Origin of the sequence: Colwellia sp. MB3u-41 (assembly GCF_014076845.1) — a bacterium.
GTDB lineage: Bacteria > Pseudomonadota > Gammaproteobacteria > Enterobacterales > Alteromonadaceae > Colwellia_A.
The window spans coordinates 42,656-59,342 of record NZ_JACGUT010000072.1 but is presented as its reverse complement, the minus strand read 5'-3'; the positions used below and the strand labels follow the sequence as shown (position 1 = coordinate 59,342).

General features: G+C 37.9%; 17 protein-coding genes. 8 read left to right on the top strand and 9 right to left on the bottom strand.

What is annotated here, in order from left to right:
• Window positions 1–44: 44 nt before the first annotated feature.
• The 4 genes from H4J73_RS07040 to udk are packed head-to-tail and all read right to left on the bottom strand — an operon-like array spanning window position 45 to window position 3,375.
• Window positions 45–620 carry a thymidine kinase gene (locus H4J73_RS07040; protein WP_182179404.1) on the bottom strand — a complete coding sequence of 192 codons (576 nt, stop codon included), beginning with the start codon at window positions 618–620 and terminating at the stop codon, window positions 45–47.
• A gap of 24 nt (window positions 621–644) precedes the next feature.
• Window positions 645–1,418: a deoxyribose-phosphate aldolase gene (gene deoC, locus H4J73_RS07035; protein WP_182179403.1), complete on the bottom strand. Its 774-nt coding sequence runs from the start codon at window positions 1,416–1,418 to the stop codon at window positions 645–647.
• Window positions 1,419–1,442: 24 nt separating this feature from the next.
• Window positions 1,443–2,687: a NupC/NupG family nucleoside CNT transporter gene (locus H4J73_RS07030; protein ID WP_182179402.1), complete on the bottom strand. Its 1,245-nt coding sequence runs from the start codon at window positions 2,685–2,687 to the stop codon at window positions 1,443–1,445.
• A gap of 37 nt (window positions 2,688–2,724) precedes the next feature.
• Entirely contained in the window at window positions 2,725–3,375 is a 651-nt protein-coding gene (gene udk, locus H4J73_RS07025; protein WP_259366657.1) for a uridine kinase, read from the bottom strand.
• Between the two features lie 257 nt (window positions 3,376–3,632).
• Here udk and H4J73_RS07020 point away from each other — a divergent pair, with 257 nt between their 5' ends.
• Window positions 3,633–4,853, top strand: coding sequence for a phosphopentomutase (locus H4J73_RS07020; protein WP_182179400.1), 1,221 nt, complete (start codon window positions 3,633–3,635; stop codon window positions 4,851–4,853).
• A 246-nt stretch (window positions 4,854–5,099) separates the two neighbouring features.
• Here the strand turns inward: H4J73_RS07020 and deoD are convergent, their stop codons facing one another.
• The 3 genes from deoD to H4J73_RS07005 form a co-directional block, all read right to left on the bottom strand.
• Window positions 5,100–5,804 (bottom strand): purine-nucleoside phosphorylase, encoded by a 705-nt coding sequence (gene deoD, locus H4J73_RS07015; protein ID WP_146800086.1) that lies wholly within the window; start codon window positions 5,802–5,804, stop codon window positions 5,100–5,102.
• A gap of 210 nt (window positions 5,805–6,014) precedes the next feature.
• On the bottom strand, window positions 6,015–7,010 hold the full coding sequence (add, locus tag H4J73_RS07010) for an adenosine deaminase (protein WP_182223879.1): 996 nt from the start codon (window positions 7,008–7,010) through the stop codon (window positions 6,015–6,017).
• A gap of 112 nt (window positions 7,011–7,122) precedes the next feature.
• Window positions 7,123–8,028 carry an endonuclease/exonuclease/phosphatase family protein gene (locus H4J73_RS07005; RefSeq protein WP_182179398.1) on the bottom strand — a complete coding sequence of 302 codons (906 nt, stop codon included), beginning with the start codon at window positions 8,026–8,028 and terminating at the stop codon, window positions 7,123–7,125.
• A gap of 148 nt (window positions 8,029–8,176) precedes the next feature.
• Between H4J73_RS07005 and H4J73_RS07000 the strand changes: the two genes are divergently transcribed.
• From H4J73_RS07000 to H4J73_RS06990, 3 genes are all read left to right on the top strand, one after another.
• Complete coding sequence (locus tag H4J73_RS07000; protein WP_182223878.1) at window positions 8,177–8,734, top strand: phosphoribosyltransferase; 558 nt, start codon at window positions 8,177–8,179, stop codon at window positions 8,732–8,734.
• Between the two features lie 18 nt (window positions 8,735–8,752).
• Window positions 8,753–9,859: a hypothetical protein gene (locus H4J73_RS06995; protein WP_182179394.1), complete on the top strand. Its 1,107-nt coding sequence runs from the start codon at window positions 8,753–8,755 to the stop codon at window positions 9,857–9,859.
• A gap of 306 nt (window positions 9,860–10,165) precedes the next feature.
• Window positions 10,166–12,397 (top strand): NADP-dependent isocitrate dehydrogenase, encoded by a 2,232-nt coding sequence (locus tag H4J73_RS06990; protein WP_182223877.1) that lies wholly within the window; start codon window positions 10,166–10,168, stop codon window positions 12,395–12,397.
• Between the two features lie 69 nt (window positions 12,398–12,466).
• Here H4J73_RS06990 and H4J73_RS06985 read toward each other — a convergent pair whose 3' ends face one another.
• Window positions 12,467–12,703, bottom strand: a complete 237-nt coding sequence (locus H4J73_RS06985; protein ID WP_182179390.1) for an RNA-binding protein — start codon at window positions 12,701–12,703, stop codon at window positions 12,467–12,469.
• Between the two features lie 311 nt (window positions 12,704–13,014).
• Between H4J73_RS06985 and icd the strand changes: the two genes are divergently transcribed.
• From icd to H4J73_RS06970, 3 genes are all read left to right on the top strand, one after another.
• Window positions 13,015–14,265, top strand: coding sequence for an NADP-dependent isocitrate dehydrogenase (gene icd / locus H4J73_RS06980; RefSeq protein ID WP_182179388.1), 1,251 nt, complete (start codon window positions 13,015–13,017; stop codon window positions 14,263–14,265).
• Window positions 14,266–14,518: 253 nt separating this feature from the next.
• Window positions 14,519–15,076: a cold shock domain-containing protein gene (locus H4J73_RS06975; protein ID WP_182223876.1), complete on the top strand. Its 558-nt coding sequence runs from the start codon at window positions 14,519–14,521 to the stop codon at window positions 15,074–15,076.
• Window positions 15,077–15,322: 246 nt separating this feature from the next.
• A complete protein-coding gene (locus H4J73_RS06970; protein WP_182179384.1) occupies window positions 15,323–15,505 on the top strand; it encodes a hypothetical protein in 183 nt (60 codons plus the stop codon).
• 171 nt (window positions 15,506–15,676) lie between these two features.
• Here H4J73_RS06970 and H4J73_RS06965 read toward each other — a convergent pair whose 3' ends face one another.
• Entirely contained in the window at window positions 15,677–16,003 is a 327-nt protein-coding gene (locus H4J73_RS06965) for a VF530 family DNA-binding protein (protein WP_182223875.1), read from the bottom strand.
• Window positions 16,004–16,404: 401 nt separating this feature from the next.
• Between H4J73_RS06965 and H4J73_RS06960 the strand changes: the two genes are divergently transcribed.
• Window positions 16,405–16,557 carry a hypothetical protein gene (locus H4J73_RS06960; RefSeq protein ID WP_182223874.1) on the top strand — a complete coding sequence of 51 codons (153 nt, stop codon included), beginning with the start codon at window positions 16,405–16,407 and terminating at the stop codon, window positions 16,555–16,557.
• The last annotated feature ends 130 nt before the right edge of the window (window positions 16,558–16,687 follow it).

Here is a 16,687-nt window from a genome sequence, read left to right as displayed (position 1 = left end):
GATAAATATCTTCCTCGTATTAAACAAAGAAGAAATGACTATGTTTACCAGACTAATTGCTTGAAATGGGCTCTACAAAGAGGCTCGTAACGTTCATTACCACCCACCTCAACTTGTTGACCCACTTTTACAGGCACACCATATTCATCTTGTCTGATGACAAAGTTAGCTTTACGTCCACAATGACAAATCGTTTTTAATTCGACTAATTTATCAGCCCAAGCGAGCAGGGCAGCACTGCCAGAAAAAGTTTCTCCTAGAAAATCAGTCCTTATGCCATAAGCTAATACCGGTATATGCAATAAATCAACAACATCCGTTAACTGCTTTACTTGTTCTGTTGACAAAAACTGTGCTTCATCAATAAGCACACAATCAATTTTTTTTGCCTGGTGTTTGTTTTTTATATCAACGAGCATGTTGATACTATCATCAAATAAGAAAGCATCTGCGTCTATACCTAAACGCGAGGCGACTTTTCCTTTGGCAAACCTGTCATCAATTTGTGCGGTGTAGATAGCCGTTGTTAAACCACGTTCGCGATAATTATAAGATGATTGCAACAGGTGAGTCGACTTACCTGCGTTCATTGATGAATAATAAAAATACAGTTGTGCCATGAATTACTTCTTTATCAATGGTGATCAGTAGCTATTTGCTGACTTATTTTCAGTGGTGTGTCCTAGCGTGTCAAGTAAACTGTTCAATAAGCTACTTGCGCCAAAACGAAAATGGTTATTATCAACCCACTCATTACCTAATATACTATCAGCTAAATCAAGGTAAACCGCGGCATCTTCAGCATTTCTAACACCACCTGCGGGTTTAAAACCAACATTGATGTTTTTATTTTTAATGACTTCAAGCATAATTTTAGCGGCTTCTGGTGTGGCATTAACCGGTACTTTACCTGTTGATGTTTTGATGTAATCAGCACCGGCATTAATTGCAATTTCACTTGCTTGTTCAATTAATACTGCTGATTTAAGCTCACCAGATTCGATAATAACTTTGAGCTTAGCAAATTCACCACAAGCTTGTTTACACACTTTTACCATATCAAAGCCAATCGCTTCGTTACCTTGCATTAATGCTTTGTAAGGAAAGACTAAATCAACTTCGTCAGCCCCGTAGGCAACAGCAGCTTGTGTTTCGGCTAGAGCGATATCTATATCGTCATTTCCGTGAGGAAAGTTAGTTACCGTAGCAATTTTTATATGAGGGGTTTGCTGTGCTTTTAATAGTTTTTTTGCGAGCGGTACAAACCGTGGGTATATACAGATAGCGGCCGTAGCGCCTGCTAATGAATTAGCTTGTTGACACAAGGTTTTAATTTCTTCTGTCGTTTCACTATCCGTTAAGCTTGTTAAATCAATTAACGAAAGGGCGCGCTGAGCAACTTTTTTAAGATCAGACATTACGATTATTTTCCTTTTATTTCTCTACAAAGAAATGAATACGCCGGCAATAGCAGCACTCATTAAATTAGCTAACGTTGCAGCTAACATTGCATGGACACCAAGCCTAGCGATATCACGTCTACGGCTAGGGGCCATTGAGCCAATACCACCAAGTAAAATGGCTATTGAAGATAAGTTAGCAAATCCACATAACGCGAACGTTACAATTGCTTGGGTTACCGGTGAAAGCGTGTCTTTTATTTCAACAAAATTTACGTAAGCAAAAAATTCATTTACAACCACTTTTTGGCCGATAAAACTGCCTGCTTGCAGCATTTCGTTTACCGGTACACCAATAATAAATGCGAAAGGGGCAAAAACGTATCCGAGAATGAGTTCGATAGTAATATTATCATATCCAAATAAACCACTAATACCGCCAACAATCGTATTTAGTAAAGCAATTAGCGCAATAAATGCCAATAACATTGCACCCACGTTTACCGCCAGTTTTAACCCAGATGCTGCTCCAGAAGCCGCTGCGTCAATGACGTTAGCCGGTTTATCATCGCCTTCATCGAAGTCAACTTCTTCTTGAATGATTTTTTCAGGTTCGGTTTCAGGATATATAATTTTAGCCATTAATAAACCGCCGGGAGCTGCCATGAAAGATGCCGCGATTAAATATTTAAGGTCAATACCTAAACCTGCATAACCTGCCATAATAGAGCCTGCTACAGAAGCAAGTCCCCCTACCATAATGGCAAAGAGTTCTGACTGTGTCATTTTAGCTATATAAGGACGAACAACTAAGGGGGCTTCAGTTTGACCAACAAATATATTGGCGGTGGCTGAAAGTGACTCTGGCTTACTGGTTTTTAATAATTTCTGTAAGCTCCCGCCAATAATTTTGATGACCCATTGCATAATGCCAAGGTAGTAAAGAACGGCAATTAAAGAAGAGAAGAAAATAATATTAGGTAACACTCGAATAGCAAAAACAAAACCAACGCCATTTTCATACATTGCGTCTGTGCCAAGCCCACCAAAGAGAAAACTTATGCCAACCTTCGCACTGTCAATGACACTTTGTACGCTTGAGGTGATTGTCGTTAATACGTCTTTACCAAAGGGAACATATAAAACAAAAGCACCCAGTAACAGTTGTAATAAAAAGGCAAAACCTACGGTACGAAAGTTAATATCTTTTTTGCTTTTTGAAAGTCCATAGGCGATGGCTAATAAAACAAATATGCCTATTACCCCTCTATATGCGGAAAAATCCATAAATCCCCTTAATTTATAATTATTGTTATTGTTATTTTTATTTTTGTAGTGGTAGTTTTGAGAGTTGGCGTATTTTTGCTTTAAGCACTTCAATCGCCATTCTGTTTTTTCCGCCGCGAGTGATCACTATATCAGCCCAAGCTTTAGAGGGTTCAATAAATTGATAGTACATCGGTCTCACTGTTTCTAAATATTGATTGGTTACCGACTCAATACTTCTATTGCGTTCAGTTAAATCGCGTTTAATGCGTCTAACCAAGCAGATATCAAGTGGTGTATCCATGTAGACTTTAATGTCAAACTGATCTCGAAGTGCTTTATCTGTCAGTAATAAAATGCCTTCAACCAAGACTATTTTTGTGGGGGTAAATCTGCGAGTCTCATTTAAACGCGTGTGTGTTTTATAACAATAAATAGGGACATCGATAGATTTATTTTCAGTGATACTTTTTAAGTGCTCTGCTAATAAATCATGTTCAAAGGCGCTAGGGTTGTCGTAGTTTGTTTGTTCACGTTCAGACATCGTTAAATGAGATTGTGAGCGGTAGTATGCGTCTTCACTTAAAATGGAAATACCGTCTTCACCTAATTCATCGATAAGTTCATCATGAATTGTATGCGCAAAAAGGGTTTTACCCGATGCTGATGGACCTGTGATTGTAATAATTGTCGGTTTATTTGCGTTCAATGTTTTAGCCTGTCGATAATTCAGCTTCAAAAATAATTTTAATTCTGTCATCCGCTGTTGAGATGACAGTAATTAAAAGCTAGTTCATACTTTTATGATGTAATGATGAAAAATACGTTACTTTATCAGCGTATTTTTAAAAGCATCATTTACCCCATTTTCAAAAGGTGATAAATTAGCACAACTTGACCATGTGGTCATGTTTTATTCTGCTATTTATGAATATATATTTGAAAAATGATCATAAAGGAAATGCTATGGCCCGCGCAATAGTTTTAGTGATAGACAGTTTTGGCATCGGTTACTCTGCTGACGCAGCAGAATTTGGTGATGTTGGTGCAAATACCCTTGCTAACCTTGCTAAGGCATATTACACCGAGACAGGAAAGGCCATAAACTTACCTAACCTTGCAAGTTTAGGTTTATTTAAAGCTGGCCACGATGCTTCAAATACTGATTTTCCACAGCAAGGTGGAGAGCCCCAAAAAGGCGCTTTCGGTTTCGCACAAGAAATAAGCACCGGCAAAGATACGCCGAGTGGACACTGGGAAATGGCCGGTGTTCCCGTACTTTTTGACTGGGGATATTTCACCAATAAAGAAAATGCCTTCCCTGAAGATTTGATTGAAAAAGTTAATCTGGCGACAGGCTTTAGCGGTATGTTAGGTAATTGTCATGCCTCTGGCACTGACATTCTAGAAAAATTAGGGCAAGAGCATATCAAAACAGGTTTACCCATTTGTTATACCTCAGCAGACAGTGTCTTTCAAATAGCGGCACATGAAGAACATTTTGGTCTAGACAATCTTTATAAGTATTGTGAAACGGTACGCGCTGAACTTGAAGGCTTAAATATAGGACGAGTTATAGCAAGACCTTTTATTGGTGAGACTCCCGAAGATTTTGCGAGAACTGGTAACCGTCGCGATTACTCGGTATTACCACCAGCGCCGACTGTACTTGATAAAATTTATGATGCCGGTACTCATGTGATAAGTGTCGGTAAAATTGCTGACATTTTTGCTCATCAAGGCATTAGTGAAAAAACCAAGGCAACGGGATTAGATGCGTTATTAGATGCAACCATCACTCATATTAATAGCGCACAAGATAATGCATTAATCTTTACTAATTTAGTTAATTTTGATCAGGACTTTGGCCATCGACGAAACCCAGTAGGTTATGCTAGAGAGCTTGAAGCTTTTGATGCTCGCATCCCTGAAGTACTGAGTGCGATGAAAGATAGCGATGTATTGTTTCTAACGGCTGACCATGGTTGTGATCCAACTTGGCCAGGTAGCGATCATACACGTGAATATGTGCCGGTATTAGCCTATCATCACAATATTGCTTCAGTGAATTTAGGTAGACGAACCACTTTTGCTGATTTAGGACAAACCATAGCAGAACTGTTTAGTGTTGAAGAAATGGCTTACGGAACAAGCTTTTTAACTGAGCTTGGTTTTAATAACACATAGCCATTTTTTGCTTGATCAAACCATTTACTTGGCTTAAATAGTTGATATAAAAAAGGGTTAGCCATTAATGCTAACCCTTTTTATGTTTAGGATAAACGGTCAGTTTATTTTTCAAACAAAACTTAGTCTCTATATCCTTGTATGCAATGTTGTGGTGCTCTGGCCGTTCTTAGGCGTTTATGCTTATTAGCATGAGTATTTCCATCCACGTCGATGGCTAATCACAACATAACCTTCATTTAAACGTTATAGAATACTTTCTAAAGTTAATTCCATCATGTCTTTAAACGTTGTTTCACGTTCATCAGCTGTAGTTTGTTCACCTGTTTTAATATGGTCGCTCACCGTTAACACCGTTAATGCTTTTTTACCGTATTCTGCTGCTACGCCATAAAGACCCGCTGCTTCCATTTCAACCGCTAAAATGCCATATTTCTCCATAGTGGCAAACATTTCTGGTTGAGGTGTGTAAAATAAATCAGCCGTAAAAATGTTACCTACGCGTACGGGCTTATTTAATCGTTCGGCAGTATCTACCACACTTTTTAATAATGAAAAATCTGCACATGCTGCAAAGTCAACGCCATGAAAACGCTGTCTGTTCACGTTAGAGTCAGTACTTGCTGCCATACCTATAACAATATCACGCACTTTTATGTCGTCACGAACAGCGCCACAAGAGCCAATGCGAATAATACTTTCAACGCCGTAGTCTTTATAAAGTTCAGTCGCGTATATTGAAACGCTAGGGATCCCCATTCCTGAACCCATGACTGAAATAGGCTTACCTTTATAAGTGCCCGTGTAACCAAACATGTTACGAACACGCGTTACGCATTTAACATTTTCTAAGAAATTATCGGCAATATATTTTGCTCTAAGCGGATCGCCCGGCATTAATACTGTTTTTGCAAAGTCGCCGGCTTGAGCTTCAATATGTGGTGTTGGCATAAGAGTTATCCTTTAGTTCGTTAAGTGTAACTCAGTAAGTTTTTAGCCAGAGCTGATGAGATCAAACTGCTATCAAGGATTTTTTACTGAAAAATTGTTTTTGACGATGTTTTAACATCGCCTAAGAGTTAATGGCGTTATAATAATACTAAGTGAAGAAACGATCAATTATCTATTGATCATTAACGCCGAAACTGTACTTATCTTCACCTATATTTTTAATTCACGTAGGCTTTGTTTTTCTTCGTTGCTTAAAAAGCTCATTTCAATCGCGTTGGTTTGTAATTGAGTTATTTGCTCTTCATTGAGCTTAAGTAATTTGCTCGCAAGATTGAATTCATCTTCAAGCTCAATGTTTTCAACGGCTGGATCATCGGTATTGAGGCAAACATTAAGACCATTCGCTAAAAAGGTTTTAATGGGGTGCTTGGTTAAGTCTTTTATCGTACCTGTTTGGTAGTTCGAGGTGAGGCATGACTCAAGACCAATTTCATGTTTACGCATGTAATCCATAAGTTTGTGATCTTTTACACAAGCTACGCCGTGACCAATTCTTGTTGCGCCAAGTTTTTCTATGGCATGCCAAACACTTTCTGGGCCAGCAGCTTCACCCGCATGTGCTGTTATCTGTAAACCTGCATCGAGGGCTTTTTTGAAATGGCTTTCAAAAAGATTACCAGGAAAATTATATTCATCTCCGGCTAAATCAAGTGCAACAATATTATCTTTATGGGCTAATATTGCATTGAGTTCGGTTTGGCAGTTTTCAACACCAAAGGTACGGCTAAGAATGCCAATTAAGTTTATTTTGGTAGGATATTTTTTACACCCTTGATTGACCCCTTCAATAATAGCCTCAACAACACCTTCAATAGGCAGTTGATGGGTCATCGCCATATAAAATGGCGAAAAACGTAACTCGGCATAGTCAATGTTGGCCAAGTAAGCGTCTTCAACATTTTCATAACCAATACGAATGACATCATCTAATGACGTTATGACTTTAACGCCCCAATCTAATTTCTTTAAAAAAGCGAGTAGGTCGGCCTCATTATTAGTAATTTTAATGTGCGGGAGGAAGTCTTCGAAATTAGCTTCAGGTAGTTGAATATTGTTCTTTTGGGCTAATTGCCAAACAGTTTTAGGGCGAATGTTACCGTCTAAATGTCGGTGAAGGTCTATAAGTGGCAGTTGCTTGTTATACATGGGGAAATGTTGTCCTAATAATATAAAGTGTTGCTCGTTAATACGAGCAACGGTTAACGCTTATTTTCTATTTTAGCTTAAAATCCTTAATATGCTGCTAGGGGTTCATTAATTAAAGCTTTAATTTAACGGAGATAGGGCAATGATCGGTTAAGGTGTTAGCGAGCTCTCGTGTGTATTTCTCTTTAAAGACTAATTGTTCAAAAGAGTTGTCTACATACAGACTTTTAGCGCTAGGGTTAAACACAATATGGTCTATATAGTCTTTGTAGTAACCGCCCCAACAATCAGAGTTTTTAGTGGCTGTAGGTGTCCAAAGTGACTCGTTTCCTTCATCGTCTAGTGCTTGCCATAAACCTTGATCTTCAGCGTATTTATGACTTATGTCTTGTGAGAATCGGCGGTTAAAATCGCCAAGTACAATAAAGGCTTCGTCATCTTTAGCGCGCTCATCTACCCAACGTTCAAGTGGTTCAATTTGCATACTCAAGGTTGTACATGCTTCTTTTAATCTTAATTCTTTATCGGTATTACTTGGCAATAAAGCGAGGTTTTTAGCATCGAGTGGCAAGGCAAAGCAACCCGATTTCAAATGTACCGCAAGGAGTCTTATTTCTTTACCGTTTCTCGATAAGGTGACATCCATACCGTGTCTCACTCGGGTAACATTTAACGCTTTATATTCTTTAGCAACAACCCTTAAGCCTGCTGATTTTTTAACGGCAACACCAACACGTTGTACCCAATCTTTGGTTGAAAAATAAAAGTCATATTCATTACCAAATACCTTACGAGCCCAATTTTCATCTTCAACCTCCTGCAAAGCAATAACGTCTGCATCAAGTTGTTTGGCATATACAGCTAATTGCTGATAATCGTTAGATTTTCGTTTATTATATTCATGAGAACCTAACCAAGCGATATTCCATGAAGCTACTTTTAGTTCTTGTGAGTAACTGGGTGAAACATACATGAGGCTAAAGAGTAAACTAGCAGTTGTTAATATTTTTTTTTGCATTAATACTTCTCTTAGTTAAACTCAATGTATTATTTTGAGCACAGGTAGATAATAAAAGTTAATTCGTTGAATAATTTACTTAACCATTCGGTCAACAATTGATATAATTTGTCACATTACACTACTTTTACAGTAAGAAACAACCACTATGAATAAAAAATTTATTACCGCACAAGAACTACTCGAAGATTCTTTTAGACTCGCAGCACAAGTATTTGAAGATGGTTTTAGACCCCAGTTTATCATTGGTATATGGCGTGGCGGAGCACCTGTTGGTATTGCAGTTCAAGAATATTTTGATTTCAAAAATGTTGAAACTGACCATATTGCTGTTCGTACGTCTTCTTACTACGGTATTAATCAACAAAGTAAAGAAATTAAAGTGCATGGTTTGCATTACATTATCGAAAATGCCAATGCCACTGATGGTTTACTGATTGTTGACGACGTGTTTGATTCAGGCAGAAGTATTGACGCGTTGATAAAACAGCTTAAGAAGTTAGCACGCAACAACATGCCTACCGATGTTCGTATTGCTTGCCCTTGGTATAAACCAACCAATAACGTAGTTGACATAAAACCTGATTATTATGTTCACGAGTCAGATGAGTGGTTGGTTTTTCCGCATGAATTATCAGGTTTAACGCAAGAAGAAATTGCCGAAGGCAAATCAGACTTAGCAAATATATTACATCTTTTAAAATAATTAAAGGTTGAGACGTTAATGAAGCTTTTATCCTTTTTAGCCTTTTATCTCTCTACTTCTTTTGTACTTGTTGATGATGACTTTCATCAGCAAGTTACTTTACAAGGAAAGTGGCTGGTAGAGACCAATAAAGCGGTGATGTTAGACCCCCAAACTTCAGCATTAAAGTTGTGGCGAGGAAAGTTACTTTCATTATCTGACCGTTCTGCTCATCACTCTCAGCAAAAACAATTACACATTATTGACCCTGCTTCAGCACTCGTGGCAGAAAAATCGCTCGTAATGACCTTATCGAACCAAGTAAAAGAAAGTTGCTTTTACCCATACTTAGCCGACAAGCCTGACTTTGAAGCATTAGCTGTTGACCCTAACAATGATAACGTTTTTGTTGTTGTTACCGAAGATGCTCGCGACGGTGTTCAGCTTTCACCAGCATGTCAGCAACGCTTTAAAGAGACGGGCTCGACAAAATACCCATCACTATTAGTACGTTTAAAAATTGACGAAAACAATGTTTTGTCAATGACACATGTAAGGCCGCTCCAATTTAATGCGCGTTATAACGTAGGAGACTTCGCTAATGATGGTATTGAGGGCTTGGCTTTTGGTAAAAACAATACGTTATATCTAGGTTTAGAAAAAGATAATAAAGGTGCGGCTCGTATTTTTTCATTGGCGTTAACTGAAAAATTTTGGGTGTCAGAAGAATTTGCGACTGTTGTAGATACTCACGTTGTATTACCGAATTTTAGTAAAGGACAACATCCGATAAATGGTATGGATTATTTACCTGTAGATAATCACCCTGGTTATCTAGCGGCGGCGGCAAGAAATGACAATCAATTATGGATTATTGATTTAGCAAATAAAAAACCAACAAAAGTTATTTCAATGACGTTTTTAGCGCCTGTTGTTAGTCATGATGAGAAGTGCAAAGACTGGGAGCTTATTGGTAATACCTCTTTAGAAGGTGTAGCGGTTGCTAATAATAAGATTTGGCTGATCAATGACCCTTGGAAAGCCCATTATATGGAAAATGTAAAATGTGCATCAAACCGCGATAACTATAAACGTTTAGCGCCGCTGTTATTTTCATTACCCATTGATAAGCATTGGTTTGAATAAATAAGTTGTCCGACAATAGCTTTGTGCAGAGTAAACGCTTAAAAATCAATATTAGTTATTTGTAATTATAGCCATATTGTTTACGAAGCTTACGTGAAGGTTTATAATGCGCAGGTTAACCAGTGGTGATCCCACTGGTTTTTTATGTCTGAGCTAACTCAGGCAGGTGACTCGCGAATAATAATCACATTTTTAAAACGCGCTAGCGTTATCGCGGAAAAATTAATATTGATAGAGTGGAAGTATAGCTAAACGCCATAACGTTCACTTTATTAGGCAATCAGCAGATTAGAAATAGGAAAGTAGATGAGCTCAGATTCAACAAAAATAATTTATACGATTACCGATGAAGCGCCCGCGTTGGCGACTCATTCTTTATTACCAATTATTCAAGCATTCACGGCTTCTTCAGGCATTAACGTAGAGACTCGTGATATATCACTTGCCGCTCGTGTATTGGCTAACTTTCCTAAATATTTAACAGCTGAACAGCGTGTAAGTGATGCTTTAGCAGAATTAGGCTTGTTAGCAAAAACACCTGAAGCTAATATTATTAAATTACCTAATGTTTCAGCTTCTATTCCACAATTAGAAGCGGTAATTAAAGAGCTGCAAGCGAAGGGTTATAATTTACCTAATTACCCAGCTGAGCCTCAAAATGAAGCAGAACAATCAATCAAGCTTACTTATGCAAAAGTTTTAGGCTCTGCCGTTAACCCTGTTTTGCGTGAAGGTAACTCAGACCGTCGTGCACCGAGTTCAGTTAAACAATATGCGCGTAAAAATCCACATTCTATGGGTGCTTGGTCAAAAGAATCAAAATCACACGTTGCTCATATGCCTGCAGGTGACTTTTACGGCAGTGAAAAATCAACAACACTAAATGCTGCAACGAATGTAAAAATAGAATTTGTTAGCGACAATGGTGATGTTACTTTATTAAAAGAACACCTACCTTTGTTAGACAAAGAGATTATTGATGCTGCGGTAATGAGCAAGTCTGCATTAGTTGAGTTTTATGAAGCCGAAACAGCTAAAGCCAAAGAAGAGGGCGTTTTACTTTCTCTTCATTTAAAAGCAACCATGATGAAGGTGTCAGATCCGATCATGTTTGGTTATGCGGTTAAAGTTTTCTATAAAGACGTTTTTGATAAGCATGCCGCTATTTTTGAACAACTGGGTGTTAATGCTGATAATGGTATTGGCGATGTTTATGCAAAAATTTCTCGCTTACCAAGTGAAAAGCAAGCTGAAATTGAAGCTGACTTAGCGGCTGTTTATGCGACACGTCCAGAAGTTGCGATGGTTGATTCAGATAAAGGTATTACTAACTTCCATGTGCCTAGCGATGTTATTATCGATGCTTCAATGCCAGCCGCTTTAAGAGCATCAGGAATGATGTGGGATAAAGAGGGTAAGCAAAAAGATACTAAATTTATGATCCCTGATCGTAACTACGCGGGTGTATTCTCAGCGGTTGTTGATTTTTGTCGTGAAAATGGTGCCTTTAATCCAACAACTATGGGTACCGTTCCAAACGTTGGCTTAATGGCTCAAAAAGCTGAAGAGTATGGCTCGCACGACAAAACATTTACAATGACAGGTAAAGGCTCTGTTCGTGTTGTAAATGACAACGGCGAAACGCTATTAGAACATAGCGTTGCTCAAGGTGATATTTGGAGAATGTGTCAAGTTAAAGACGCACCTATTCAAGATTGGGTAAAACTAGCCGTAACACGTGCTAGAGCAACCAACGTTCCTACTATCTTTTGGTTAGACGAAAATCGTGGTCATGACGCCGAGATGATTAAAAAGGTTAATACCTATTTAGCTCATCATGACACGACAGATTTAGATATTAAAATTTTAGAGCCGGTTAAAGCGTGTGAATTTACTTTAGCTCGAACAGCGAATAGTGAAGATACTATTTCAGTAACGGGTAATGTTTTACGTGATTACCTCACTGATTTATTCCCAATTTTGGAATTAGGAACGAGTGCTAAAATGCTTTCAATTGTGCCACTTATGAACGGTGGTGGGTTATTTGAAACAGGCGCAGGCGGTTCAGCACCTAAGCACGTACAACAATTTGAAAAAGAAAACCATTTACGTTGGGATTCTTTAGGTGAGTTTTTAGCACTTGCTGCCTCTTTAGAACATGTAAGTGTTCATACAAAGAATAACAAAGCACAAGTCCTTGCAGATACATTGGATTCAGCAACGGGCAAGTTCCTTGATGAAAATAAATCACCTTCTCGCAGAGTTGGTCAATTAGACAACCGTGGCAGCCACTTTTATCTTGCTATGTATTGGGCACAAGCACTTGCCGAGCAAACAAATGATGAAGAGTTGAAAGCAGGTTTTACAGCGATAGCTCAAGCATTAACTAAGCAAGAAGATAAAATTATTGCTGAATTAAATGCCGCTCAAGGACCAGCAATGAACATCAATGGTTACTACTATGCTGACGTTGAACTTGCGAGTAAAGCAATGCGACCAAGCGAAACCTTTAATACGATATTATCTAGCTTACTCTAACGGAGTACGTGATATAAAAAAGGCTGAGCATCGTTATAGATGCTCAGCCTTTTTATTGAACGCTAGACATTATTTAGATATTTTAACTCTAATTCTGTTACTGCCAATTCTAGTTTCATGAAGCGCTTTGATCGCTTTTTTAGCTTCAGCTTCAGTCGGCATTTCAACAAAAGCAAAACCCTTAGATTTTCCCGTTTCTTGATCTAAAACTAAAGTACATTCGGTGACACCACCATGAGCTGAAAATAAAATCCGAATTTCTTGTTCGGTTGTAGAGCGAGATAAATTACGTACTAATAGTTTCATCAACAATCCTATAAAAATAATATTGAAAGTAATTATCTCAAGATAGTTTACATTCACCAAGCTATTTTATTTCATTAACGGTTATTAATGCCTTTCAAACATGTAATTTAAACGAATGTTTTAATTATTCACCGTCGTTATAGTCGATATCACCTATTCTGTATTAGTGCTGAAGCTCTTTTTCATTTATTTTTAACGTTAAAGGGAAGATAACCTATACTAAAACAAGCAGTTTTATCCATAATTTAAATAATATAGGTGTTAAGTTCAAAAGCCCTTAATGTTATTTTGCAAAAGAAGAGGAATCGTATATGTCTACAAATGTAATAATCCCCACAGACGGTCAAGCCATTACTAGCGAGAACGGAAAATTACGTGTCCCTAACAATCCAATTATCCCTTTTATTGAAGGTGACGGTATCGGTATCGATGTGACACCACCGATGATAAAAGTTGTTAATGCTGCTGTTGAAAAAGCCTATAACAGTGAACGTAAAATTCATTGGATGGAGGTTTACGCTGGGGAAAAAGCAACACAAGTGTACGATTCAGAAACATGGTTGCCTGATGAAACCTTAGACATGTTCAAACAATATAAAGTAGGAATAAAAGGGCCCTTAACGACACCCGTTGGTGGCGGTATGCGTTCATTAAACGTAGCCCTAAGACAAATATTAGATCTTTATGTTTGCCAGCGCCCAGTGCAATGGTTCACTGGTGTACCAAGCCCTGTTAAAAAGCCAAGTGAAGTTGACATGGTTATCTTTCGAGAAAACTCCGAAGATATTTATGCAGGTATCGAATATAAAGCCGGTACTGAACAAGCTAAAAAAATGATTAATTTTTTAATTGAAGAAATGGGTGCGACAAAAATTCGTTTTACCGAAAACTGTGGCATTGGTATTAAACCAGTGTCTAAAGAAGGTACTGAGCGTTTAGTGAGAAAAGCCATTCAGTATGCCATTGATCACGACAGAGAGTCGGTGACCTTAGTACACAAGGGCAATATCATGAAATACACCGAAGGCGCCTTTAAAGAGTGGGGTTACCAATTAGCACGTGATGAATTTGGTGCTGACTTTATTGCAGGGGGGCCGTGGTGTTCATTTGTAAACCCAAAAACTGGCAAAGAGATTATCATCAAGGATGTTATTGCTGATGCAATGTTACAACAAATATTATTAAGACCTGCTGAATACAGTGTAATAGCGACCTTAAATTTGAACGGGGACTATATATCTGATGCCTTAGCTGCACAAGTTGGTGGTATTGGTATTGCACCAGGCGCGAATATGAATGACGACATTGCCATCTTTGAAGCAACGCATGGCACAGCACCAAAATATGCCGGCTTGAATAAGGTAAACCCAGGCTCTGTTATTTTGTCAGCTGAAATGATGTTAAGACATATGGGCTGGGTTGAAGCGGCTGACTTACTACTTAAAGGAATGTCGGGAGCTATTAATGCAAAAACAGTTACTTATGATTTCGAACGCTTGATGGACGGAGCGACCTTAGTCACCTGTTCAGAATTTGGCGATTGCATTATCGACCATATGTAACCCGCTAAGATGCTCAGTCGGGTAGTGCGCGACTGAGCATCTTTTAATGAAGGTCATTGAGATATTGACGACAGAACAAGCTTTAAATGGAATTTTAGAATTTAAAGCTTGTTAAAAGCTTTCAATCTACAGAGATGTTATTCGACGTTAAGTGATAGATGCTAATGCTTATTTTACTGTATGTAGCAGACCTTCATACTGACTCACGAATTAATCGTTTAGAAATATCATCTATCATAGGTATAGGATCGTAATGTACAAAGGACAGCTCAAAAGCTGGAAAGACGATAAAGGCTTTGGATTCATTGAATCGAGTGAACTTAATCAAGATACGTTTATTCATATATCCTCACTAAAAAGCATGAGTAGAAAGCCTAAAGTAGGCGACTTCATCTACTTTGATATAGAAAAGCAAGCCACGGGTAAAACCAAAGCCATTAATTGTCGTATTGAAGGTGTTGCAGCTAAAGTCATTCAAAGACATAAACCGCGTATTCATAGAAGTACTTCAGCGCCTAAAAATAAACTTATCTTAATACTTGTGTTCATCGGTATTGGCGCTTTTGTATTTCAACGATTAGGGTTAGCGCCTTCAAGTTCAGCGCCACAACATTCAATATCACCACCGAGCCATTCATTACCGATCAGTTCTTTTTCAAGTGAAAATTCACAGTTTGCATGTGATGGTAGGCAACACTGTAGCCAAATGACCTCGCGCTCAGAAGCCAAGTATTTTACACAGCATTGTCCAAACACGAAAATGGATGGTGATGGAGACGGTATTCCTTGTGAAAATGATTCACGCTTTTAAATCTTTTCAATGGTAGGTTCTTACCATGGGCCAATGAAAATAGTCTATAACGACCACAAAGCCTGAACAATGAGGATGCGAATAAAATATAAATCTATTTTAGCTAGCGGGAATATGGAATAATTTGTTATTCGGGTATCGACTTATTCAAAATGTTCTAAAAGGAACTAAAATACCATGTGGGCTATTACCAACACATCAAACAATCTTAAATTTTACTGCTTTGAAAATAAAGAGTTCATGAGTGTGGCTACGCTTAAGTACAAACTTGATAAGTTTGGCTATGTTGACAAGGAACTAGAGGATCATAACGTTGTGCTACAAGCATTAGATTCTGCTGGTATTCGTGTTTTTATTGATAGAAAAGAAGCGAAAGAACATATTACAAGCGAGAAAATAACGGGCTTTAAATACTTAGAACTAAATTGAAAAAAATTGTTAAACCAGTTTAAGCGATATTGACCCTGTCATAGATTTTTGTAACTGCCTGTTTTAAATAAAGTCCTTTAAATGGTCTTGAATCAAATCATAAATCGATTCAAGACCGTTTTTCCTATTTCTAATAGGCATACTCGAATGAGACCCGCCTGTGACATAAGTCTATTTATTTTTCAATGTTGGCCAAAGAAAGGGAGTGGGCTTGTTGGAGGTCGTTTCTGATGCTGTTTTCTGGGCGAGTATCCCCCTGATTAATTTCCCTGTTTCTTTATGCTTACTACAAAATGTTTTTAGGTATAAAATATCAACTCTACTACGTGCCCAAGGAGTTGTGCGCAAAAATTTTAAACTTGATTTAAGACGCGGCTTATTGGTGAAACAACGAATGTTAAGTAGCTCACCCATTTTATCCCAACCAATTTTCTTCTCCAGTTCGGTTAGGATCTGTTCAAGTTTCACCCCATGTAGCGGATCATTACTTTCATTCATAGTCTGCCTAAAATCAAAAATAGCATTGTAACAAGTTTTCTAAATATTGACAGAATTGATAGATGATACTTAGTCAGTAAACCGGCTTTTGATAAATATATAGACTTATTGGCAATCGATACAAGCGATAGCGTCATAATCATTAAACTAAAAAGAAATAAAACGTCACGAGATGTTGTAGCTCAAGTAATCGATTATGCTTCTGGGTTCGTAGATATAGATCTCAGTAAACTGGTTGATATATGGTGAATACAGCCAAAAGCGCCTATTAAAATAACAACGTTTGGATAGGGCGTTTAAGTATCAATTTGGGGCTGATGCAATGAAGTCTGATTAAATAATGCCGGTCATCAACTCTGATATTCTAACACCTTAAACATTGTAGAAGCTGGTGGTTGTGTTTGGATCAATATCCGGGTACTGGTTACGTTGGTGTTGCAGAAGTTATCAGTGATATACGTAGAGCTGATAAATATCAATTAAGGGACTTTAACAATAAAACACTTAACGAGTTAACCACTCAAGAAATTATCCAGCTTTTGAGAGTTAGTTGATTATAATGCAGAATACTTAGTTCCAGTTAAATGTCATAATACTAAATCAATTAAAACTGTTTTGTTTATGTGGTAATTAAAACTCTGTTTGTAAACCGACAACACCGAAATGGAGCCATACCATTGAGAG